Source organism: Haloferula sargassicola, from assembly GCF_040362925.1.
In the GTDB taxonomy this organism is placed as follows: Bacteria; Verrucomicrobiota; Verrucomicrobiia; order Verrucomicrobiales; family Akkermansiaceae; genus Haloferula; species Haloferula sargassicola.
On sequence record NZ_BAABRI010000018.1, the window covers coordinates 65252 to 85782 of the forward strand.

16 protein-coding genes are annotated in these 20531 nt (G+C 64.9%); 9 read left to right on the forward strand and 7 right to left on the reverse strand.

Features of this window, described 5'->3' with window-relative positions:
• Window positions 1–6 precede the first annotated feature (6 nt).
• Window positions 7–279 (reverse strand): WXG100 family type VII secretion target, encoded by a 273-nt coding sequence (locus ABXH26_RS15395; RefSeq protein ID WP_353567983.1) that lies wholly within the window; start codon window positions 277–279, stop codon window positions 7–9.
• Window positions 280–381: 102 nt separating this feature from the next.
• Between ABXH26_RS15395 and ABXH26_RS15400 the strand changes: the two genes are divergently transcribed.
• The gene (locus ABXH26_RS15400; protein ID WP_353567984.1) at window positions 382–3210 is read left to right on the forward strand and encodes a tetratricopeptide repeat protein; all 2829 of its coding nucleotides are present in this window, start codon (window positions 382–384) and stop codon (window positions 3208–3210) included.
• Window positions 3211–3219: 9 nt separating this feature from the next.
• Here the strand turns inward: ABXH26_RS15400 and ABXH26_RS15405 are convergent, their stop codons facing one another.
• Window positions 3220–3657 (reverse strand): nucleoside deaminase, encoded by a 438-nt coding sequence (locus tag ABXH26_RS15405; RefSeq protein ID WP_353567985.1) that lies wholly within the window; start codon window positions 3655–3657, stop codon window positions 3220–3222.
• A gap of 82 nt (window positions 3658–3739) precedes the next feature.
• Here ABXH26_RS15405 and ABXH26_RS15410 point away from each other — a divergent pair, with 82 nt between their 5' ends.
• Window positions 3740–4816 (forward strand): TIGR00730 family Rossman fold protein, encoded by a 1077-nt coding sequence (locus ABXH26_RS15410; RefSeq protein WP_353567986.1) that lies wholly within the window; start codon window positions 3740–3742, stop codon window positions 4814–4816.
• A gap of 44 nt (window positions 4817–4860) precedes the next feature.
• On the opposite strand, the gene ABXH26_RS15415 is transcribed toward ABXH26_RS15410, so the two are convergent.
• The gene (locus tag ABXH26_RS15415) at window positions 4861–5961 is read right to left on the reverse strand and encodes a pyridoxal-phosphate-dependent aminotransferase family protein (RefSeq protein ID WP_353567987.1); all 1101 of its coding nucleotides are present in this window, start codon (window positions 5959–5961) and stop codon (window positions 4861–4863) included.
• A gap of 14 nt (window positions 5962–5975) precedes the next feature.
• Window positions 5976–7148, reverse strand: coding sequence for an adenosine deaminase (locus ABXH26_RS15420; protein ID WP_353567988.1), 1173 nt, complete (start codon window positions 7146–7148; stop codon window positions 5976–5978).
• Between the two features lie 94 nt (window positions 7149–7242).
• Between ABXH26_RS15420 and uraH the strand changes: the two genes are divergently transcribed.
• Genes uraH through xdhB form a run of 6 tightly spaced genes read left to right on the forward strand, consistent with a single transcriptional unit; the run spans window position 7243 to window position 16072 of the window.
• Window positions 7243–7566 carry a hydroxyisourate hydrolase gene (gene uraH / locus ABXH26_RS15425; RefSeq protein ID WP_353567989.1) on the forward strand — a complete coding sequence of 108 codons (324 nt, stop codon included), beginning with the start codon at window positions 7243–7245 and terminating at the stop codon, window positions 7564–7566.
• On the forward strand, window positions 7563–8768 hold the full coding sequence (locus ABXH26_RS15430) for a M20 family metallo-hydrolase (RefSeq protein WP_353567990.1): 1206 nt from the start codon (window positions 7563–7565) through the stop codon (window positions 8766–8768). Before uraH ends, ABXH26_RS15430 begins: the two co-directional genes overlap by 4 nt.
• Window positions 8768–10033, forward strand: a complete 1266-nt coding sequence (gene allB, locus ABXH26_RS15435; RefSeq protein WP_353567991.1) for an allantoinase AllB — start codon at window positions 8768–8770, stop codon at window positions 10031–10033. Before ABXH26_RS15430 ends, allB begins: the two co-directional genes overlap by 1 nt.
• A gap of 25 nt (window positions 10034–10058) precedes the next feature.
• Window positions 10059–10784, forward strand: coding sequence for a (S)-ureidoglycine aminohydrolase (gene allE / locus ABXH26_RS15440; protein ID WP_353567992.1), 726 nt, complete (start codon window positions 10059–10061; stop codon window positions 10782–10784).
• Between the two features lie 38 nt (window positions 10785–10822).
• Window positions 10823–12076 (forward strand): M20 family metallo-hydrolase, encoded by a 1254-nt coding sequence (locus tag ABXH26_RS15445; protein ID WP_353567993.1) that lies wholly within the window; start codon window positions 10823–10825, stop codon window positions 12074–12076.
• A gap of 45 nt (window positions 12077–12121) precedes the next feature.
• Window positions 12122–16072 (forward strand): xanthine dehydrogenase molybdopterin binding subunit, encoded by a 3951-nt coding sequence (gene xdhB, locus ABXH26_RS15450; RefSeq protein ID WP_353567994.1) that lies wholly within the window; start codon window positions 12122–12124, stop codon window positions 16070–16072.
• Between the two features lies 1 nt (window position 16073).
• Here the strand turns inward: xdhB and ABXH26_RS15455 are convergent, their stop codons facing one another.
• The gene (locus ABXH26_RS15455; protein WP_353567995.1) at window positions 16074–16511 is read right to left on the reverse strand and encodes a Uma2 family endonuclease; all 438 of its coding nucleotides are present in this window, start codon (window positions 16509–16511) and stop codon (window positions 16074–16076) included.
• Between the two features lie 169 nt (window positions 16512–16680).
• Entirely contained in the window at window positions 16681–17178 is a 498-nt protein-coding gene (locus tag ABXH26_RS15460; protein WP_353567996.1) for an O-acetyl-ADP-ribose deacetylase, read from the reverse strand.
• A gap of 88 nt (window positions 17179–17266) precedes the next feature.
• On the opposite strand from ABXH26_RS15460, the gene ABXH26_RS15465 reads away from it, so the two are divergent.
• A complete protein-coding gene (locus ABXH26_RS15465) occupies window positions 17267–18592 on the forward strand; it encodes an aspartate aminotransferase family protein (protein WP_353567997.1) in 1326 nt (441 codons plus the stop codon).
• A gap of 460 nt (window positions 18593–19052) precedes the next feature.
• Here ABXH26_RS15465 and ABXH26_RS15470 read toward each other — a convergent pair whose 3' ends face one another.
• Window positions 19053–20459 carry a uracil-xanthine permease family protein gene (locus ABXH26_RS15470; protein WP_353567998.1) on the reverse strand — a complete coding sequence of 469 codons (1407 nt, stop codon included), beginning with the start codon at window positions 20457–20459 and terminating at the stop codon, window positions 19053–19055.
• Between the last annotated feature and the right edge of the window lie 72 nt (window positions 20460–20531).

Sequence of the window (20531 nt, forward strand, 5' to 3'; positions counted from 1 at the left end):
GGTCGATCAGCGTTGGTCGAGGTATTGCTGGATTCGCTCCGCCTTGCGCAGCAGGTAGGGCGTGTGACGCTCGGCGACCTCGTTGAAGCGCTTGAGCCCCTTCATGGTCTGCACGAATTCGGCGGCGAACTTTTCCTGCTCCTGGTCCTGCCAGCTCTCGCCCAGCGACGTGAACCGCGCCATCAGCGAGTTCGAGCGGTCGCGCAGCTCCTCGTTGAAGCGTTTCAACTCCACCGCGAACCGGCGCAGCTCCTCGGGATCCACGATTGCCTGGGCCATGGAAAAAAGGTTATCCGACGCCCTGTCCGCCACAAGGAACAATCCCGTCGTTGGGACCGCTCGTTGGATGGACGACCGCGCAGCTCCGCATCGAAAGCGATCATGAAACTCCGATTCCTGGCCACCCTTCTTGTTTTTCTCTCGGCTCCCTTCGGCTTCGCCGAGGGCGGGACAACAAACGACTTCGAAAACTGGATCCGGGAGCGGGCGGCTTCATGGCCCATGATCGAGCTGACGCACGGGGATATCCCGTATGCCAAGATCCAGACACTTCCGCGTGACATGAAGACCTCCGAGCGCGAGGGGAAATTCTACTCCGGATTCCGGTTCCGGACCCCATCGTGGCTCGATGGTCCGATGTTGTGGCTCTACGGCGTGCGGGAGCCCGTCACCGAGCGGTCCGAAGGCTTCTCGTGGTTCGTCGTGTCCGAAAAACCTCAGGAGGAAAAGCTCAGCTTGTACTTCTCCCGCGAAGGTGCCAAGCGCTGCACCTACTTCCTCAAGCGCTGCCCGGGGTACCAGTCATTCGTCTATCAAAGTGTTCCCCGGGACTATCTGAAGCCGGAAGCCACCTACATCGTCTGGATGGCGATGCCTACTGACAAAGTCCCCGATGCCCCGTTCGCCGTGACCTTCGGCTCCAAGCGTGGCCGGGGCGAATATGGCTTGTTGCCGACCGGACCGCCGGACACCGGACCTAACAATGCCTACAAGACCACCGACACCGTCCCGGAGCCCATCCAAGATGCCCTGGATCGCGCTTTCGAGGTCTCCCAAAAATCAGGAATCCCGGACGCGCTGAAGATCATGGACGCCGCGATGGACGCCCACATCCAGGCAGGCAGCCGATTCCGCGATCAGTGGGAGACCGTCTGGCGTGAAGCGCAGCTTCGCTCGGGTCGTGAGCACCCGGAGTGGGACGCCGCATTGTATGAGTGGCTGCAAAATGAATGCATCAAAGTGGATGCGAAGCAGCTTGCCACCAGCAGTGCCGTCAATGCTTGCAGCGCCCTGAGCACGATCCACCAATATGGACGCGCATGGGCCACTCTCGGGCCCTTCTTTGATCAGATGTCACGGCGGAAGATGTCGTGTGATCCGACGGTGTATCCGGATCTGGGACCGGCTTTTGAAAAGCTCCCGGAGGTCCGCCACCGCCGTTTCCCCATGGAAAGTGAAATCTGGATCCTTTCCTTCGGCAATGAAGGCTGGCCTCTCACCACGCGGGAAATGCCGGCCGGCTTCGGAAGCATCATGCGTCACCTTTCATCGTTCGATCGTCGCGCAGGCCATTGGAAGGCTGCCATCGAACGGTCTCTCTGGGTCTGCGAATGGGTGGATCGAGGACTGGCGAAATTCGAGCCTGACGCGGCATGGTACAGCAACCGCGCGATCATTCCTTCCGTTCTTGAAGAGATCGGTCTCTATGAGCTGGCGGACGAGGAACAGGGCAAACTGATGGCGAGCGAGCGGGCGGACATCTACGATGGCAGAGCCAAGGTGGAAGCCGAGCACGAGCGCATCAAGATCTCGGTCCGTCTCGGAACCGCACGCACCGAGGACCTCGCCCGACTCGATGCGTTGTATCAAAAGGAAAAGAACAACATCTACCAACATCGCAGCGCCTGGGAAGGTGTGGAACTCACCAAGGCGAAGGTCCTGCTGGCGCTGGACCGCGCCGATGAGGCCAGGGAGATCCTCACCCGGCTTGCGGCCGAGCCCTACCAAATGTCAGCCCGTTTCACCCTGCTGAAGCTCCGCCTGGAGGCCGGGGAATCCGACGGTCTCGAAGCGGGTCTTCTCGCGCTGCTGGAAGACGCCCGCAAGGATGGTGACAAGCTTTTCGAGATCCGACTTTACCGCTTGTATTCCTCCTACCTGTTGAAGAACGGCCGTTTCGCCGAGGCGTTGGCGATGCAGGAAGAGGCCGTCCGCCTGACCCGCTCGTTCGACCTCATCGGTCATCTGCCCGAGACCTTGGCCGAGCTGGCGGTCGTCCGCGCCCGCTGTGGCGACGCCAAGGGTTCGCAAGAGGCCGCACTCGACGCCCGGTCGGCGGCCACATCCCGGGACTGGCTGCCCGCGCGGTTGCTGGACGAGGTGGACGCGCTCCTGAAGGGGATTTCCGCGGACAGCGTCCCGGCGCCTTCTCCTTCCGAAGATGAAAACACGGCAGACCTGCAGCCGGAAGCCGCGCTGGTCATTTCCCTGGCCGGCAAGCCGGCGAAAGGTCGCGCGACCGTTTCCAATCCCGGCCAGACCAGCCTGAGGGGAGCGATCGGTTTCAGCGGCATGCCCGTGGATGCCAGCTGGAATGCCGAGGCTGCGGAGGCGAGGGTGAAAGTGGGGGTGGAAGGCAGCAGGCTGCTTCAAGACATCCTCCTTGGACCCGGCCAGTATGCCACGATCGATCTGGAAGCCTCTGAAACGGTGGAGCCCGGCGAACTCGCCATCATCTGGCGGCACGAAAGCGGTTCCCGTCAGACTTCAACATGGACGTTCGAGGAAGGAGAGTCCGGCGTGGAGTCCGCGGTGATCGACGCCGGAAGCTTCATCGCCAACCCCTTCTACAGCGTTCCCATCCACCACCACTTCCAGGCCTTAGACGCCGCGCTGGAATGTGCGGCCCTCCGCATCCGGTCGTCGGCGCCCGCTCGGATCGAGCTTTACGACGCCGAAAACCGGCTGGTGCTCGTGGATGCGAACGGCAACGGCGACCTCAGCGAGACCGGCGATGCGATCCTTCACGACGCCGACACGGACGGCATGGCCGATATTTCCCTGAAAGATGGCCAGGCGGGTTTCCGCATCCAGTGCTTCCCCGCCGAGGGTTCCCTGGCAGAGCCGATGAAGGTGATTGTGGAATCGCGGTTTGAAGGCGCTTGGGAAGAGTTCGCCATCGATACGATCAAGCCGGCGGCCAAACGCTGACGGCCGGAATCACACGCCGATGTCTTCGTTCCAGAGCGTCGGCTTGTCTTCGATGAAACGGGTCATCATCTCCACGCACGCGGCATCATCCATCAACTCCACCTCGACGCCACGCGAGCGCAGCCATTCCTCCTCGCCCATGAAGGTCCGGTTTTCGCCGACAATCACTCGTGGAATCCCGTAAAGAAGAATCGCCCCGCTGCACATGCTGCAGGGCGAGAGCGTGGTGTAGATCTCGCATTCGCGGTACACCGATGCCGGCAGGCGGCCGGCATTCTCCAGCGCATCCATTTCCCCGTGTAACACGACGCTTCCCCCCTGCACCCGGCGGTTGTGGCCGCGGCCGATGATTTCCCCGCGGTGGACCAGCACGCTCCCGATCGGGATGCCTCCCTCATGGAGCCCCAGGCGGGCCTCGTGGATCGCTTCTTCAAGAAATCGATGCATGACGGCATGATTCTCGCTATATTCCCTCCCCACGCCAGCGGATTCGCGGGCGGCTTCTTTCAAAATCAAAGACAACACACCCATGGCCAAAGTCCGTCTCTCCGGCACCATCACGGGGGCTCACGACCCCCATCGCTCCACGCGCGCCAAGCTTCTTTACCTGCTGTACGATGCCGGATGGGATATCTACAACTCCAACGGGGACCAGCGGATCACGCTGTCGAACATCGAGAAAAAGATCACCGAGGCGGACGGCTTCGTCTTTACGCCGGGGGCCAGCCTCGAAGACATGTTCAAGGCGGTGTCGGTCTTCGTCGGCTACCAGACGCTCGACAAGCACTTGCGCGGCAAGCCAACCGTCATCCTCAATAGCGACGGATCATGGGATCCGTTCTACGGCGTGCTTGGACATCTCCACAAGCTCGGCACGATCAAGCAGGAGTTCCGCGAGTTCCTGCTCTCCGCCGATACGCCTGAGAGCGTGCTGACCACCCTGACCGGTGCCTGGCAGACCGGCGTGCCGGATGCCGGCCGGGAGAAAATCGAGGACTCCATGATGCCCCAGGTGGTCGATGAACCCCCGCCCTCCCACCTGCTCGGAAACGTTTGCGTCTTCTGCTCGGCCACGCTCGAGGAGGAGTCTTATCTGTCCGATGGCGAAAGCGTCGGCCGCGCGATCGCCCGCGCCGGCTTCGGCTGCATCTCCGGCGCGGGCAAGTCCGGCATCATGGGTGCCGTGGTGAAAGGCTCGGTCGATGCCGGTGGCTGGACCGGCGGCTCGAACGTTCCCCATATCATCGAGCTCGAAGGCCTGCCGAAAGGGCTGTCGTCGTTCTGGTTGCGGCCCGACATTTACACCCGCATGGAGGTCATGATCGAGCACTCGAACGCCTTCGTCATCATGCCCGGCGGTGCCGGCACCTTCCAGGAGCTGCTCGCCCTGATGATCTTCCGCCAGCAGGGAAATCCGCTCATGCAAGACAAGCCGGTGGTGATCTACAACCGGCAGAACCGCAACGGCATCGGATTCTGGGATCCGCTGATCGACCTGCTCGACGGCGTTTGCCAGCCGGGCGAATTCGTCGTCGCCACCGAAATGGAGGATATTCTCCCCGCCATCCAGTCGCGGCTGCCGCAGGTGGTGTCGAACGCCTCTTGATCGTGCCGGGAGGCGGCACCGGGCGGTGCCGCCTTTTCCGCAGCTCAGTCGAGGCAATCGACCAGCGCCGCGAGGACCAGATCCACGTTCGCCTGGGTCGCTGCATGGCCCATCAGGCCGATCCGCCACGCCTTGCCGGCGAAGGGCCCGAGGCCGGCACCGATTTCGATGTTGTAGGTATCGAGCATCCGGGCCCGGACCGCGGCGTCGTCCGCGCCATCGGGGATTCGCACGCAGTTGAGGGTGTGCAGGGATTTTTCCGGGATGTACGACAAACCTAGTTCCTCCAGCCCCGCCCGCAGGCGGCGGTGAAGCGAGGCATGGCGTTCCCAGCGCGCCTCCAAGCCCTCCTCGAGCACGATCGAGAGTGCTTCATTGAGCGCATAGACCATGTTCACCGGGGCGGTGTGGTGGTAGGCCCGCTTGCCCTTGCCGGAGTAGTAGTCCTTCAGCATCGAGACGTCGAAATACCAGCTCTGCGGTTTCGATTTCCGCCCCTCGATCACCTCGATCGCCGAGGGCGAGAACGATACCGGCGAAAGCCCCGGCGGGCACGACAGGCACTTCTGCGTGCCGGAGAAAATCGCGTCGATGTTCCACTCGTCCACCATCACCGGATGGCCGGCGAGCGAGGTTACCGCGTCCACGATCAGCATGATGCCCTCTTCATGCACGATGTTCGAGATGCCCTCCAGGGGCTGGTGCGCGCCGGTCGATGTCTCGGCATGGACGATCGTCAGCGCCTTCGCCTTCGGCCGCCGTTGCACCTCCTCGGCAATCATCTCGTCCGTGAAAATCTTGCCCCACTCGACCTCCAGCTTGTGGACGATCACCCCCGCCCGCTCCATCACCTCGGCCATCCGCGCGCCGAACACGCCGTTCACGCAAACGATCGCCTCGTCGCCGGGCTCCATCAGGTTCGTCACCACGCATTCCATGCCCGCCATGCCGGTGGCCGACACGGGGAAGGTCAGCTTGTTTTCCGTCATGAACACCTCGCGCAGCTTGGCGCAGGTCTCGTCCATGATCTCGATGTAACGCGGATCGAGGTGACCGATGGTCGGGGCACCGAGCGCGCGCAGGACGCGTTGCGGGACCGTGCTCGGGCCGGGGCCCATCAGGATGCGTTCGGGGAAGGCGTTCATGTGAGGAGGTCGTGTTAGAGTGATGACGAATCGAACTCACCGGAAAAGGCCCGGGCCGTCAATTCCGCGAAAATCATGGCATACGACGGCAGCAGCTTGCGGTGGATCAGCGCCACCCGCTGGTGGTGCGGAGCGAAGGAGCTTTTCATGGCGTTCATGGTCATTTTTTCAAGGTCGATCAAGGACAGGCCGAAAGTTTCGGTGGCCAGACTGAGTTCCTTCGACATCTCGGTGTCACTCATCAGCCGGTCGTCGGTATTGAGGAAAACGCGGAAGCCGATCTCGTGAAATTTCCGGAAGGGATGCTCGCTCATCGAGGCGCAGGCACCGGTGTGGACATTGCTGGAAAGGCACATCTCGAGGGGGATCCGGTGATCCAGGATGTAGCGGGCGAGCGTGCCCATTTTCAGGCTGCCGTCGGCACCGATTTCGATGTCGTCCAGCAGTCTCGTCGCGTGCCCGAGCCGGTGCGCACCGCACCATTGGAGGGCCTGCCAGATCGACTCCAACCCGAAGGCCTCGCCGGCATGAATCGTGATGGAAAAGTTCGCGCGATGGATCGCCTGGAAGGCCGCCAGGTGCTTCTTCGGAGGATAGCCCGCTTCACCGCCCGCGAGATCAAAGCCCACCACCCCCTGATCGCGCCAGCGGATCGCCAGCTCGGCCGCCTCCAGCGAATCACTGCGGTCGCGCATGGCGCAGATGATCAGCCCCCACTCGACCCCGAACGCCTTTCCCCCGCGTTCCAGGCCCTTCAGCACAGCCTCCACCACCTGATCCTGATTCAGCTTTCCCTGCGTGTGGAACACCGGCGCGAAACGGACCTCGGCGTACACCACCCCATCTTCCGCCATGTCTTCCAGGAACTCGTAGGCCACGCGCTCCAGGTCCTCAGCGGTCTGCATCACCGCGATGGTGTGGGCAAAACCCTCGAGATACTCCGGCAGGTTCCCCTTCTGCGCCCCGCGGTGAAACCAGTCCGCCAGATCGTCCGAATTCTCCGTCGGCAGCCCGCCGTAGCCCGAGGCCTTCGCCAGCTCGATCACCGTCGCCGGTCGCACACCGCCATCGAGGTGCTCGTGCAGCAGCACCTTCGGCAGCCGCCGGAAGTCCAGCGCCTTCACCAGCTCCGCCCCCTCCGGAAGCGGACACACCGGATAGCTTTCCGGATATCGCTGCTCGATCATGCCGCAGCCTAGCAGATCCCGCTTGCGAGTCAGCGCGGAATTCCGCCCTTCGCGCCCCTTGCCGACCGGCCCGCTTTCTGCTGATTTGCAAGAGATGGCAAAGATTTCCACGCACGCCCTCGACCTCACCTGCGGCCGCCCCGCCGCCGGCTTGGCCGTGCGCCTCACCGGTCCCGACGGCCTGCTCGCCGACATCCGCACCGACGACGACGGCCGTTGCGGTAAACCCCTCGTGGCCGATCCCGCCCCCGGCGACTACACGCTCGAATTCTCGGTGGGCGACTATTTCCGCGCACGCGGCACCGACAGCCCGTTCCTCGAGGTCGTGCCGATCCGCTTCCGAGTCGCCGCTGGCGAAAGCTACCACATCCCCCTGTCCTTCACCCCCTGGGCCTACTCCACCTACCGCGGATCATGACCGGGCCCGGAAAAAGGGCAGTGGAGCGCCTCGACCTGCTCGGCGGGATTTCCGACGAACCCGGTCGCCTCACCCGCACCTTCCTCTCGCCCGCCAGCTGCATCGCCGGCGAGCAGGTCATGGCATGGATGCGCGAACTCGGCATGGCCGTCGACCGCGCCCGCGACGGCACCCTCCGTGGCATCCTCCCCGGCCCGAATTCCGACGCCCCGCCCCTGCTCCTCGGCTCACACCTCGACACGGTCATCGACGCCGGCCGCTTCGATGGCGCGCTCGGCATCGTTGCCGCCCTCGCCGCGCTTGAGTCCATCGACGGCCCGCTTCATTTCCCCGTGCATGTCCTCGCTTTCTCCGATGAGGAAGGCGTCCGTTTCCACACCACCTACCTCGGGTCGAGGAGCATCTCGGGTCCGCTCGATGCCAGGACGCTCGCGATCCGCGACTCGTCCGGAGTTTCCATCGCCGAGGCCCTCGAAAACGAAGGCTTCACCGGCTCCGCCGACATCCACTACGAACCTCGTAGCATCCGCGGCTACGTCGAGGTTCACATCGAGCAAGGCCGCGTCTTGGAAGAAGCCGGCGAGCCGGTCGCGGTCGTCACCGCCATCGCCGGACAATCCCGCCTCAGCCTCACCTTCACCGGTCGCACCGACCACGCCGGCACCACGCCCATGACGCTCCGTCGCGATGCCCTCGCCGGTGCCGCCGAGTGCGTTCTCCACGCCGAGTCGCTCGCCCGCGCCAACCCGCCGCTCGTCGCCACCGTCGGCATGCTGCATCCCACGCCAGGCGTCTCGAATTCCATTCCCGGCAGCGCCACCCTTTCGCTCGATTTCCGACACCCCGAGTCGGTCGCCCACCGCACCCTGCTGGCCCAGCTTCACGACACCTGCACGCAGGTCGCCCAACGCCGCGGGCTCACGCTCGACTGGTCCGTCATCCAGGAAAACGGCCCTGTCCCCTGCCACGCCATCCTCACCCGACAGCTCGCCACCGCCGCCGTCGCGGAAACCGGGAGCTGCCGGGAAATGATCTCCGGTGCCGGTCACGATGGCGTCGCCGTTTCCACCGTCGGCCCCATCGCCATGCTCTTCGTCCGCTGCCGCGACGGCCTCTCGCACCACCCCGACGAGTTCGCGTCGCCCGAAGACATCGACACCGCCGTCCGCGTCCTCGCCCGTTTCCTGAAATCCCTCGCCTGATGCACGACCTCCTCGTCCACGCCCGCACCCCGGATGGAGCCGCCATTTCCCTGGCCGCGTCCGGAGGTACGATCACCGACGTAGGTCCCTCCGTCACCGGCTCCGCCCGCGAGGAAATCGAAGCCCCGAACGCGATCCTCCTTCCCTCGTGGATCGACGCCCACGTCCACTTCAACGAACCCGGCCGCGAGCATTGGGAGGGCCTCGACACCGGCTCGCTCGCCCTCGCCGCCGGCGGCGGCACGGTCTTCTTCGACATGCCGCTCAACTCCTCCCCGCCCGTCACCACCCGCGGACGCTTTGAGGAAAAACACCGCATCGCCGAGCGGAAGTCACACGTCGACTTCGCCCTCTGGGGCGGCCTCATCCCCGACTCCCTCCCGCACCTCGCCGACATGGCCGCGGCCGGCGCCATCGGCTTCAAGGCCTTCATGTGCCACTCGGGACTCGATGAATTCCCCACCGCCGATGCCGCCACGCTACGCGAGGGCATGCGCATCGCCGCCGACCTCCACCTGCCCGTCGCTGTCCACGCCGAGATCCCGAAAACGATCGATGTTTCCGGCAAGGACATGGCCGCCTGGCTCGCCTCGCGCCCGATCGGGTTCGAGCTCGATGCCATTCGCCGCGCCCTCGACCTCGCCCACGACACCGGCTGCGCCCTCCACATCGTCCACGTCACCTGCGCCGAAGGCATCGACCTCGTCACCGAGGCCAAGGCCGCCGGCATCGACGTCACCGTCGAAACTTGCCCGCACTACCTTCTCCTCACCGACACCGACGCCATCCGCATCGGCGCCCCCGCCAAGTGCGCCCCGCCGCTACGTACGACATCCACCGTAGAAGCCCTCTGGCAGCGCCTTCTCTCGGGAAACATCGACACCCTCGGCTCCGACCATTCTCCCTCCTCGCCCGACCTCAAAACCGGCGACGATCTCTTCGCCATCTGGGGCGGCATCGCCGGCATCCAGCACGGCCTCCCCCTCCTCTGCAACCGCGGCTTCGATTTCCTCCCCCAGATCAGCGCCAACGTCGCCACCCGCTTCCGCCTCCCCAACAAGGGCGGCCTCCTCCCCGGCCACGACGCCGATTTCATCCTCCTCGAAAAAAACACCGCCCCCATCGCCGAGCCCGACCTCCTCACCCGCCACAAGATCTCCCCCTACCTCGGCCTCACCCCCCGTTACCGCATCACCACCACCCACCTCCGCGGCCAGAAAGTCACCCCACAAACCCGTGGCCGCTTCATCTACCCTGAACACTGAAAACTGAACCCTAACCAACTTCAGGATGCACACCCGCACCTCCGTCCAAGCCCGCCACGCCCTCATCGCTCCGGACGGCCACGTCCCGTCCGACTTCCCCCACTGGTCCGGCGTCAAGGCCCACGTCATCCTCTCCCCTGCCATGGGCGCGGCCATCAGCCAGATCCTCGTCATCTTCGAGGAGCCCCGCGGCACCGCCTTCTTCCCCGAGGACGAACACGAACACGCCCTCTACGTCGAGAAAGGCCCCGTCCGCGCCGAGTGGTCCGGCGGCACGGTCGGCCTCGCCGACGGCGGTTATCTTTTCACCCCCGCCCGCACCAACCTCGTCCTCCACGGCGACCCCGGTTCCCGCCTCACCGTGTTTCGCAAAGTCTTCGCCGAAATCCCCGGCACCCCCGCCCCGCCGGTTACCCACGGCAACGCCGCCGACGTCCCCGACGAGCCCTTCCTCGGCAACGAACGCGCCCGGCTCCAGACCCTGCTGCCCATCCACACCCACTTCGACCTCGCCATCAACATCTTCACCTACCAGCCCGGCGCCACCCTCCCCTTCGTCGAAACCCACATCATGGAGCACGGCCTTCTCATGCTCTCCGGCCAAGGCATCTACCGCCTCGAAGACCGCTACTACCACGTCGAAGCCGGCGACGCCATCTGGATGGCCCCCTACTGCCCCCAATGGTTCGCCGCCATCGGCGACGAACCCGCCTCCTACCTCTACTACAAGGATATCCACCGCCTCCCGTAAGGAGAGCGACTTTTCAAGTCGCTTCATCTTCCATCTCCATGCCTCTCACTCCCAACATCCCCCGCCTCCTCGACGAGCTCTCCCACCTCGCCACCATCTCCGCGCACCCGGCTCCCGCCGTCACCCGCGTCCTCTTTTCCGAGCAGGACCTCGCCGCCCGCGCCTGGCTTCTCGGTCTCGCGGAAAACGCCGGCCTCACCCATCGCGCCGACCCCGCCGGCAACCTCTTCATCACCCTCGAAGGCACCGACCCAACTCTCCCCGCCGTCGCCACCGGCTCGCACACCGATGCCATCCCGAACGCCGGCGCCTACGATGGGGTCGTCGGTGTCCTCGGCGGTCTCGAAGCCCTCCGCACCATCGCCGCCTCCGGCGAAAAACCGCGCCGCTCCATCGAGCTCATCATGTTCACCGCCGAGGAGCCCACCCGTTTCGGCATCGGCTGCCTCGGCTCGCGCCTCATGGCCGGCACCCTCACCCCCGACGAAGCCCGCCAGCTCCGCGACCCCGAAGGACGCTCCCTCGAGCAGCTACGACCCGCGCAGTACCAAGGCAACCTCGAGCAAGTTTCACTGATCACTGCTCACTGCTCACTTGGCACTTATTCCCATTTCCTCGAACTCCACATCGAGCAAGGCCCCCACCTCGACGCCTCCGGCACCGACATCGGCCTCGTCGAAAAAATCGCCGCCCCCGCCGCCTTCCGGCTCACCTTCACCGGCACCGGCGGCCATGCCGGCGCCGTCCTCATGCCCGGCCGCCACGACGCCTTCCTCGCCGCCGCCGAAACCGCCCTCGCCGTCGAAAAGGCCGCCCTCGACTCGCCCTCCGACGACACCGTCGGCACCACCGGCGTCATCGAGGTCAAGCCCGGCGCCATCAACTCCATCCCTTGCCACGCCATGATGGAGATCGACTTCCGCGACACCGACCTCACCGCCCGCGCCGCCGCCATTTCCGGGATCCGCCAAGCCGCCGAATCCACCTGCCACCGCCGCGGCGTCACCCTCGACTGGCAGCAAATCAACTCCGACCCGCCTGCCATCTGCTCGCAGGAAATCCTCGCCGTCGCCGAAAAGCACGCCGTCGAGCTCGGCTACAGCCACGTTCGCATGATCAGCCGCGCCTACCACGACTCCCTCTTCATGGCCCGCCTCTGCCCTACTGCCATGCTCTTCATCCCCTGCCTCAACGGCTGGTCCCACCGCCCCGATGAATACGCCTCCCCCGAAGCCATCGCCAAAGGCACCACCCTCCTTACCCAGACCCTCCTCACCCTGGCCTCCCCGTGAGTTCAGCCCTGAAAACTGAACACTGAAAACTAGCAAACTTCTTCCGTGCCTTCGCTCACCATCAACCGCCGCTCCTTCGACCTCTCCGGCCTCCCGCCCCACCGGAGCGTCCTCGATTTCCTCCGCGAAAACCGCCTCACCGGCACCAAGTGCGGCTGCAACGAGGGCGACTGCGGGGCCTGCACCATTCTTCTTCTCGAAAGCAACCGCTCTCCCCGCGCCATCAACGCCTGCATCACCCCCGCCCTCTCCCTCGCCGGCCGCGAAATCCTGACCGCCGAGGGCCTGAAAGGGAGCACAGGCGTCCCGCCTGTGAACCCCGGCAGCCCGCCCCCATCATCCCCCCTCCACCCGGTCCAGCAAGCCATGGTCACCCACCACGGCTCCCAAAGGAGCACAGGCGTCCCGCCTGTGAACCCCGGCAGCCCGCCCCCATCACCACCCCTCAACCCCGTCCAGCAAGCCATGGTCACCCCCCACGGCTCCCAAAGGAGCACAGGCGTCCCGCCTGTGAACCCCGGCAGCCCGCCCCCATCACCACCCCTCCACCCCGTCCAGCAAGCCATGGTCGACCACCACGGCTCCCAATGCGGCTACTGCACCCCCGGCTTCATCTGCTCCATGGCCGAAGCCGCCGACCGCGGCATCACCACCGACCCCGCCAAACTCGCCGACCAGCTCTGCGGCAACCTCTGCCGCTGCACCGGCTACCGCCCCATCCAAACCGCCGCCACCTCTCTTCCTTCTTCATTGGAACGCGGGCTTCAGCCCGCCTCTTCTTCACTGACCACTGATCACTGCTCACTCGGCACTTCGACCTTCCACGCCCCCACCACCCTCGCCGACGCCCTCGCCCTCAAGGCCGATCACCCCACCGCTCCCTTCCTCGCCGGAGCTACGGAACTCGGCGTACTTTTCAACAAGCGCGCCCTCCGCCCCGACGCCCTCATCTCCCTCGATCACATCGCCGAGCTCAAGCAGATCGAAAAAACCGACACCCACTGGCGCATCGGCGCCGGCGCCCCGCTCACCGACGTCGAGGACGCGCTCGCCGGCGAATACCCCATCCTCGACGAACTCTGGCCGCAGTTCGCCTCCCGCCAGATCCGCCACCGCGCCACCCTTGGCGGCAACCTCGCCACCGCCTCGCCCATCGGCGACACCGCCCCCGCCCTGCTCGCCCTCGACGCCTCCCTCACCCTCGTCTCCGCCACCGGCACCCGCTCCATCCCCCTCAGCGACTTCTTCATCGCCTACCGCAAAACCCAGCTCCTCCCGGAAGAGCTCATCCTCACCATCGACATTCCGCGGGAGCAAAAAGGCACCGCCCGCTTCTTCAAGGTCGCCCGACGCCGCGAGCTCGACATCTCCATCGTCGCCGCCGCCATCCGCATCGCCACCGACTCCGACGGCCGCATCACCGAAGCCCGCCTCGCCTACGGCGGCGTCGCCCCCACCCCCATCCGCGCCAGAAAAACCGAGTCCGCCCTCCTCAACCTGCCCGCAAGCGAAGCCACCTCGGAAACCATCCTCACCCTCCTCGCCACCGAGTTCGCCCCCATCTCCGACACCCGCGCCACCGCCGCCTACCGCCACCACCTCATCCGCGACCTCTTCCTCAAATTCTTCGTGGAGCGCCGATCTCCAGACCGGCATTCAACTTCCCCGCGTCTTCCCCTTTCTCCTTTATCCTTTCCCCTTTCCCCTCCCGCGAAGCGGCCAAGCACCCCCCACGAAAGCGCCGAACGCCACGTCACCGGCGCCGCCCTCTACACCCAGGACCACGCCCTCCGCCGCCGCACCCTGCACGTCCACTGCGTCCGCTCCACCGTCGCCCGCGGCCTTCTGGAAACCCTCGACACCTCTCGCGCCGCCGCCTCCCCCGGCGTCGTCACCATCCTCACCGCCCACGACATCCCCGGCTCCAACAACACCGGCTGCTCCGCCCACGACGAGCCCCTCTTCGCCGAATCCGGCATCGATTTCCACGGCCAACTCGTCGCCGCCGTCGTCGCCGAAACCCCCGAGCAAGCCCGCATCGCCGCCTCGCTCATCGAGGTCAAATTCACCGCCCTCCCGCCCATCATCGGCATCCCCGCCGCCCTCGAAGCGCAATCATTTCACACCACCCCCCACACCCTGGCCCGCGGCGAGGTGGACCGCGCCCTCGCCGAGTCGCCGCACCTCCTCGAAGGCACCCTCGACATCGGCGGGCAGGAGCAATTCTACCTCGAAACCCAGGCCGCCCTCGCCGAGCCCGATGGCGAAGGCGGGATCCTCGTCACCTCCTCCACCCAGCACCCGACCGAGACCCAGACCATCGTCGCCGAAGTCCTCGGCCTCCACCGCCACCAGGTCGTCGTCGAGTGCCCGCGCATGGGCGGCGGCTTCGGCGGAAAAGAAAGCCAGGCCAACCCCGTCGCCGCCCTTTGCGCCCTCGCCGCCATCAAAACCGGCGAACCTGTCTCGCTCCAGCTCGACCGCGACGAAGACATGGCCACCACCGGCAAGCGCCACCCTTTCCACGCCATCTACAAGGTCGGCTACGGCAGCGACGGCCTCCTCCACGCCGCCGACGTCCGGCTCTACTCCGACGGCGGCTGGTCGCTCGACCTCTCCCTGCCCGTCAACGACCGAGCCCTCTTCCACCTCGACAACGCCTACTACATCCCCCACGTCCGCTTCCGCGGCCAGGTTTGCAAAACCAACGTCACCAGCCACACCGCCTTCCGCGGCTTCGGCGGACCGCAGGGCATGGTCGTCATCGAGGAAATCATCGCCCGCGTCGCGGAAAAAACCGGCCTCCCACCCGAGGAAGTCCGCCGGAAAAACTTCTACCACGGCAGTGGCGAAACCAACACCACCCACTACGGCGAGGACCTCGGCGACAACCGGCTCGAACGCATCTGGACCGAACTACTACAATCCTCAGAGTTCCAGCAACGCCGCGCCCAAATCGACGACTTCAACCAGTCGAACCCCCACCACAAACGCGGCCTCGCCATCACCCCGGTCAAGTTCGGCATCAGCTTCACGCTGAAACACTACAACCAGGCCGGCGCGCTCGTCCTCATCTACGCCGACGGTTCCGTCCAGGTGAACCACGGCGGCACCGAAATGGGCCAGGGCCTTCACACCAAGATCCTCAGCGTCGCCCGCCGCGAACTCACCCTGCCCGCCGACAGTATCCGCCTGATGCACACCCGCACCGACAAGGTGCCGAACACCTCCGCCACCGCCGCCAGCAGCGGCTCCGACCTCAACGGCATGGCCGTCGCCGACGCCTGCCGCACCCTGCGCCAGCGCCTCACCGACGTCGCCGCCGGCAATCTCGGCGTCGATCCCAACGACGTCACCCTCACCGACGGCATCTTCCGTACTTCGTCCGGCGAATCCCTCACCTTCGCCGAGACCGCCGCCCTCGCCTACATGCAGCGGGTCCAACTTTCGGCCACCGGCTACTACAAGACCCCGGGCTTGCAGTGGGACTGGTCGCAGCCCAACCCCAAGGGCCGCCCCTTCCACTACTTCGCCTTCGGTGCCGCCGTCACCGAGGTCGAAGTCGACGGTTTCACGGGCATGCACCGCATCCTCCGCACCGACATCCTCCACGACGTCGGCGACTCGCTGAACCCCGCCACCGACATCGGCCAGATCGAAGGCGGCTACGTCCAGGGTGCCGGCTGGCTGACCAGCGAGGAACTCAAGTGGGCCGAGCACGGCCACCTCCTCACCCACAGCGCCAGCACCTACGCCATCCCCGCCTGGTCCGATGCCCCCGCCGACTTCCGCGTTTCCCTGCTTACCGACGCGACCCAGGAAAACACCATCCACGGCTCCAAAGCCGTCGGCGAACCCCCGCTCATGCTCGCCATTTCCGTCCGCGAAGCCCTCCGCGACGCCATCCACGCCTTCGGCAAAACGGAGACCGACCTCCAGTCCCCCCTCACCGGCGAGGTCATCAAACACGCCATCGGCCCGATGCGGCCGAGCTGACCTACTCGATCCGATCCGGGAAATCCGGAAACAATTCCGAGCCGTTCAGCTTCGAGTCCGGGCTCTTGAAAAACTCCATCTTCCCCTCCGAGGAGCATAGCCAGACCTCCCGCGCTCCCGCCTCGAAGTAGAGCGAGACTTTCTCCTCGATCTCGCCCGGCGAATTCGAAGGCGAAATCACCTCGACGCAGACCTCCGGCGCGGAAACCAAGCACGATTTCCCTTTCGACTCCCGCCAAACTTGCTCGGAACACCAGGCGACATCCGCCGCTTTCACTCCCTTCCCTGTCGAGATCGGGCACTCGGTGATCGTTCTGCCTTCGGGCGACAAACTGCGCAGCAGGAAAGCAATTTCCCCCTGCTTGTTTCCATGGTCTGGCGCGGGTGGTGGCGACATGATGATTTGGCCGTGCTCGTCGGTTTCGAACCGGTAGGGCATGCGGGCAAATTCCGAATCCGCGATGACTTTGTCCCAAACCGCGAGATTGAACGCGGTCCTGTCATTTCCAACAGCCGCGATCTCAGATCCCTCGAGGACGGTTCCCATGGAAGGGAGTCTAGCGCATCCCGTGTCGCAGGCAATGCCGCAGTCGCTCCAAGCCACCTCCTCATCCAAGCAACCTTCGATAGACTCCGAGGTCCCTCGCTGAAAAGCAGCAGAACACCACTTCGATGCCGTTGCCCGTTTCCTCCAGGAAATGCCTGCAGGTTCCGACGGCGATCCCTGCCGCCTCCTCCACGGGATAGCCGTAGATGCCGGTGCTGATCCCGGGAAAGGCGATGCTTTTCGCGCCCTTCTCCGCCGCCAGCTTCAAGGAGTTCCGATAGCATCCCGCCAACTTCTCCGCCTCGCCCTTCGTCCCCCCGTTCCACACGGGTCCCGGCGTATGGACCACCCACTTGGCGGGCAATCGGTATCCTCGGGTGACCTTCGCCTCCCCGGTCTTGCAGCCGTTCAGCATCCTGCATTCCTGAAGCAGCTCCGGCCCCGCCGCGCGATGAATCGCGCCATCGACGCCCCCGCCTCCCAGGAGGCTCGTGTTGGCCGCGTTCACGATGGCATCTACCTCCAGCTTCGTAATGTCACCCCGGATCGCTTTCATCATCTCCCACCGATTCCCGACCCCCGGCAATTCCACAAGCCGAATCCCCTCTGGAATCCCGGCCCGCCGACTGCTTTAGTCGATGATTCCCATGGAACTCCCGCCTTGCGACCACACACCCGCGCCGTACACCGGCCCTGCGAAGTCCGATCTGCTCGCGCGTCGCAAGGACGTCCTTAACCAAGGGATTTTCCTCCTCTACAAGGAGCCCTTGATGCCGGTCGAGGGCCACATGCAGTATCTGTGGGACGAGACCGGAAAACGCTATCTCGATTGCTTCGGCGGCATCTGCACGGTCAGCGTCGGCCACTGCCATCCGGAGGTAAACGCCGCGCTCTCCCGGCAAATGGGCCTCATCCAGCACGCGCCGACCTGTTACCTGCATCCGGCCGTCGTCGAGTATGCCGAGACCCTCGCCTCCACGTTCCCCGACCCGCTCCGGCGCGTCTATTTCGTCAACTCCGGCTCCGAGGCCAACGACCTCGCCATCCTCATGGCGCGCCTCCACACCGGGCACCACGAGATCCTTTCCCTGCGCAACTGCTACCACGGCGGCAACGCCGTCGGCATGTCGCTCACCGGCCACCACACCTGGAAATACGCCGTGCCGCCGATGCCCGGCTTCCAGCACGCCAAAGCCCCGCATCCCGTCTGGGGCCCCATCCCCTACGACACGCCCGGCGCCGGCCGCGAGTATGCCGAGGAAATCAAACACCTCATCCAGTTCGGGACTTCGGGAAAAGTCGCCGCCTTCATCGCCGAGCCCATGCAGGGCGTCGGCGGCACCGTGCCCTACCCCGCCGACTACCTCGAGCACGCCTACGCCCACGCCCGCGAGGCCGGCGGCGTGTGCATCGCCGATGAAGTCCAGACCGGCTTCGGCCGCACCGGCACGAACTTCTGGGGCTTTCAGAACTACGGCGTCACGCCCGACATCGTCGTGATGGCGAAGTCGATCGGCAACGGCTTCCCACTCGCCGCCGTGGTCACCACCGATGAGATCGCCGAAAAAATGGCCGGCCGCATCCACTTCAACACCTTCGGCGGCGATGCGCTCGCCATGGCCGTCGGCAAGGCGACCCTTGACATCATGCTGCGCGACGACCTGCAAGGGCACTGCAAGCTCATCGGCGACCGGATCATCGCCGGCCTTGAAAAACTACAAACGCAGTACCCGATCATCGCCAGCGTCCGCGGCAGCGGCCTGATCCTCGGCGTCGAGTTCGTCCGGGATGGAAAGCCCGCCGGCGCCTTCACCGCCGATTTTTTCGAGCGCTGCAAGGACCACGGCCTGATCGTCGGCAAGGGCGGGCTGTTCGGATCCGTGATCCGCATCAAGCCTCCGATGTGCCTCACCGAGGCCGACGCCGATTTCCTCCTCGCCGTGTTCAAAGCGGTGCTCGAAGAACTCAGCTGAGCTCGCCACCGGCTGTACGTTGTTCCCCGTTTACGGGGTCGCGGAGAGCGGGCTCTTCCTCTGGGAACCCTGGCAGCGATACCCCGTAAACGGGGAACTCCATACGGATCGAGGTCCAGCTCCAGAGTTTCCTTCGACGTCTTCAAGACCGTGCTCGAAGAACTCAGCTGAGCTCGCCACCGGCTGTACGTTGTTCCCCGTTTACGGGGTCGCGGAGAGCGGGCTCTTCCTCGCGGAACCCTGGCAGCGATACCCCGTAAACGGGGAACTCCATACGGATCGAGGTTCAGCTCCAGAGTTTCCTTCGACGTCTTCAAGACCGTGCTCAAAGAACTCAGCTGAGCTCGCCACCGGCTGTACGTTGTTCCCCGTTTACGGGGTCGCGGAGAGCGGGCTCTTCCTCTCGGAACCCTGGCAGCGATACCCCGTAAACGGGGAACTACGTACAGATCGAGGCGCACTACGCCGCATCCTTCCACGCCGTCAGGCCGCGCTCTTCCTCGGTGCCGGGGATGGTGTTGTCGAGCACCAGCGCCACGATCGCTCCGACCGACATGCCGGACAGCCCGATCGAAGTCAGAATGTCACCCAGCCATCTCCACGAACCTTCCAGCAGCGGCCCGTCGAGCGACTTGAAATACTCCGGCAATGACAGCCCCATGAAGATCGCGAAGCCGATGATGAACAGGTTCCGCGCCGAATTCAGATCGACAAACTGAAGGTTGCTCAGCCCTACCGAGGCGATCATGCCGAACATCACGCAGTACATGCCGCCCACGATCGGCTGCGGGATCGTGGAAAACAGCGCGCCGAATTTCCCGAACACCGCCAGCACGAGCATGATCACTGCTCCGCACTGGACCACACGCCGCGAGCCGACTTGGGTCAGGCCGATCGCACCGATGTTTTCCGAGTAGGATGTCGTGCCGTTTCCCGAACCAAAGACGCCGGCGATCAGGCAGCCGATGCCCTCGAAGGCGATGCCACGGTTCACCTGCTTCGGTCCGGGGATCGGCGCACCGGACAATCTCGCACAGGCATAGTAGTCGCCCACCGACTCGATCACCGAGGCGATGTACCCCGCCAGCATGCCAACGATCGCCGTGATCGCGAACTGCGGCATACCCCACTGGAAGGGATACGGCACGCGCAACCACGGGGCCTCCGTCACCTTGGAAAAGTCGGTGAACGCGGGATGGCCGGCTTTGAACCAACCGACCTCGGTGCCGACGATGCACGCCAGCCACGCGCCGACGATCCCCAGCAGAACCGGATACATGCTGAAGGCCCGGTGCTTGTGCCGCATGTATTGGCTGAAGGCGATAATCAGCCCGATGCACAATCCGCCGATCGGCCAGTAGGCGCCCGCCCCCGAGGTCGTGGCACCGAACTGGAACAGCGCGAGCCCGATCAGCGCGATCGTTGGCGCGATCACCACCGGCGACACGAAGCGCAGCAGCATCCCGACCGCCCCGGTGAAGCCGATGATCATTTCAAAGACCGAGCCCGCGATGATCGCGCCCTGCACGTGCTGCATGCGGACCTCGAAACCGGCCTCGGCCAGGCTCGTCATCCCGCAGATGGCGATGGTCGGAGCGAGGAAGGAAAAGGTTCCACCTTGGATGATCGGCAGTCGGTTGCCGAAGGTCGTCTGCAGAAAGGTGGCGATCCCTGACACGAAGAAAATCGTCCCGATGAGATGGCCGACTTGCGCCGGCGAGGCTCCAAGTGCGTCGGCCAGGATGAAGGGGATCGCCACCGTCGATCCGAACATCGTCAGGTAATGCTGGAAGCCGAGCGGCACCGCCTCGCAAAAGGGCGGTTTGTCGTCAATGCCGTAGATGAGTTTCGGTGCCGGGGCGGCCATGGGAGTGCGCGTTTTCGAGTGGCAGGGAATCTGCTCCGGTGTCAAGGTTCACACCTTGGCTTGGAAAAACCC

What these genes read in the sequence shown, in the direction of transcription:
- ABXH26_RS15395 (WP_353567983.1), bottom strand. Translation starts at nt 279, where the DNA reads ATGGCCCAGGCAATCGTGGATCCCGAGGAGCTGCGCCGGTTCGCGGTG.
- ABXH26_RS15400 (WP_353567984.1), top strand. Translation starts at nt 382, where the DNA reads ATGAAACTCCGATTCCTGGCCACCCTTCTTGTTTTTCTCTCGGCTCCC.
- ABXH26_RS15405 (WP_353567985.1), bottom strand. Translation starts at nt 3,657, where the DNA reads ATGCATCGATTTCTTGAAGAAGCGATCCACGAGGCCCGCCTGGGGCTC.
- ABXH26_RS15410 (WP_353567986.1), top strand. Translation starts at nt 3,740, where the DNA reads ATGGCCAAAGTCCGTCTCTCCGGCACCATCACGGGGGCTCACGACCCC.
- ABXH26_RS15415 (WP_353567987.1), bottom strand. Translation starts at nt 5,961, where the DNA reads ATGAACGCCTTCCCCGAACGCATCCTGATGGGCCCCGGCCCGAGCACG.
- ABXH26_RS15420 (WP_353567988.1), bottom strand. Translation starts at nt 7,148, where the DNA reads ATGATCGAGCAGCGATATCCGGAAAGCTATCCGGTGTGTCCGCTTCCG.
- uraH (WP_353567989.1), top strand. Translation starts at nt 7,243, where the DNA reads ATGGCAAAGATTTCCACGCACGCCCTCGACCTCACCTGCGGCCGCCCC.
- ABXH26_RS15430 (WP_353567990.1), top strand. Translation starts at nt 7,563, where the DNA reads ATGACCGGGCCCGGAAAAAGGGCAGTGGAGCGCCTCGACCTGCTCGGC.
- allB (WP_353567991.1), top strand. Translation starts at nt 8,768, where the DNA reads ATGCACGACCTCCTCGTCCACGCCCGCACCCCGGATGGAGCCGCCATT.
- allE (WP_353567992.1), top strand. Translation starts at nt 10,059, where the DNA reads ATGCACACCCGCACCTCCGTCCAAGCCCGCCACGCCCTCATCGCTCCG.
- ABXH26_RS15445 (WP_353567993.1), top strand. Translation starts at nt 10,823, where the DNA reads ATGCCTCTCACTCCCAACATCCCCCGCCTCCTCGACGAGCTCTCCCAC.
- ABXH26_RS15455 (WP_353567995.1), bottom strand. Translation starts at nt 16,511, where the DNA reads ATGCCCTACCGGTTCGAAACCGACGAGCACGGCCAAATCATCATGTCG.
- ABXH26_RS15460 (WP_353567996.1), bottom strand. Translation starts at nt 17,178, where the DNA reads ATGATGAAAGCGATCCGGGGTGACATTACGAAGCTGGAGGTAGATGCC.
- ABXH26_RS15465 (WP_353567997.1), top strand. Translation starts at nt 17,267, where the DNA reads ATGGAACTCCCGCCTTGCGACCACACACCCGCGCCGTACACCGGCCCT.
- ABXH26_RS15470 (WP_353567998.1), bottom strand. Translation starts at nt 20,459, where the DNA reads ATGGCCGCCCCGGCACCGAAACTCATCTACGGCATTGACGACAAACCG.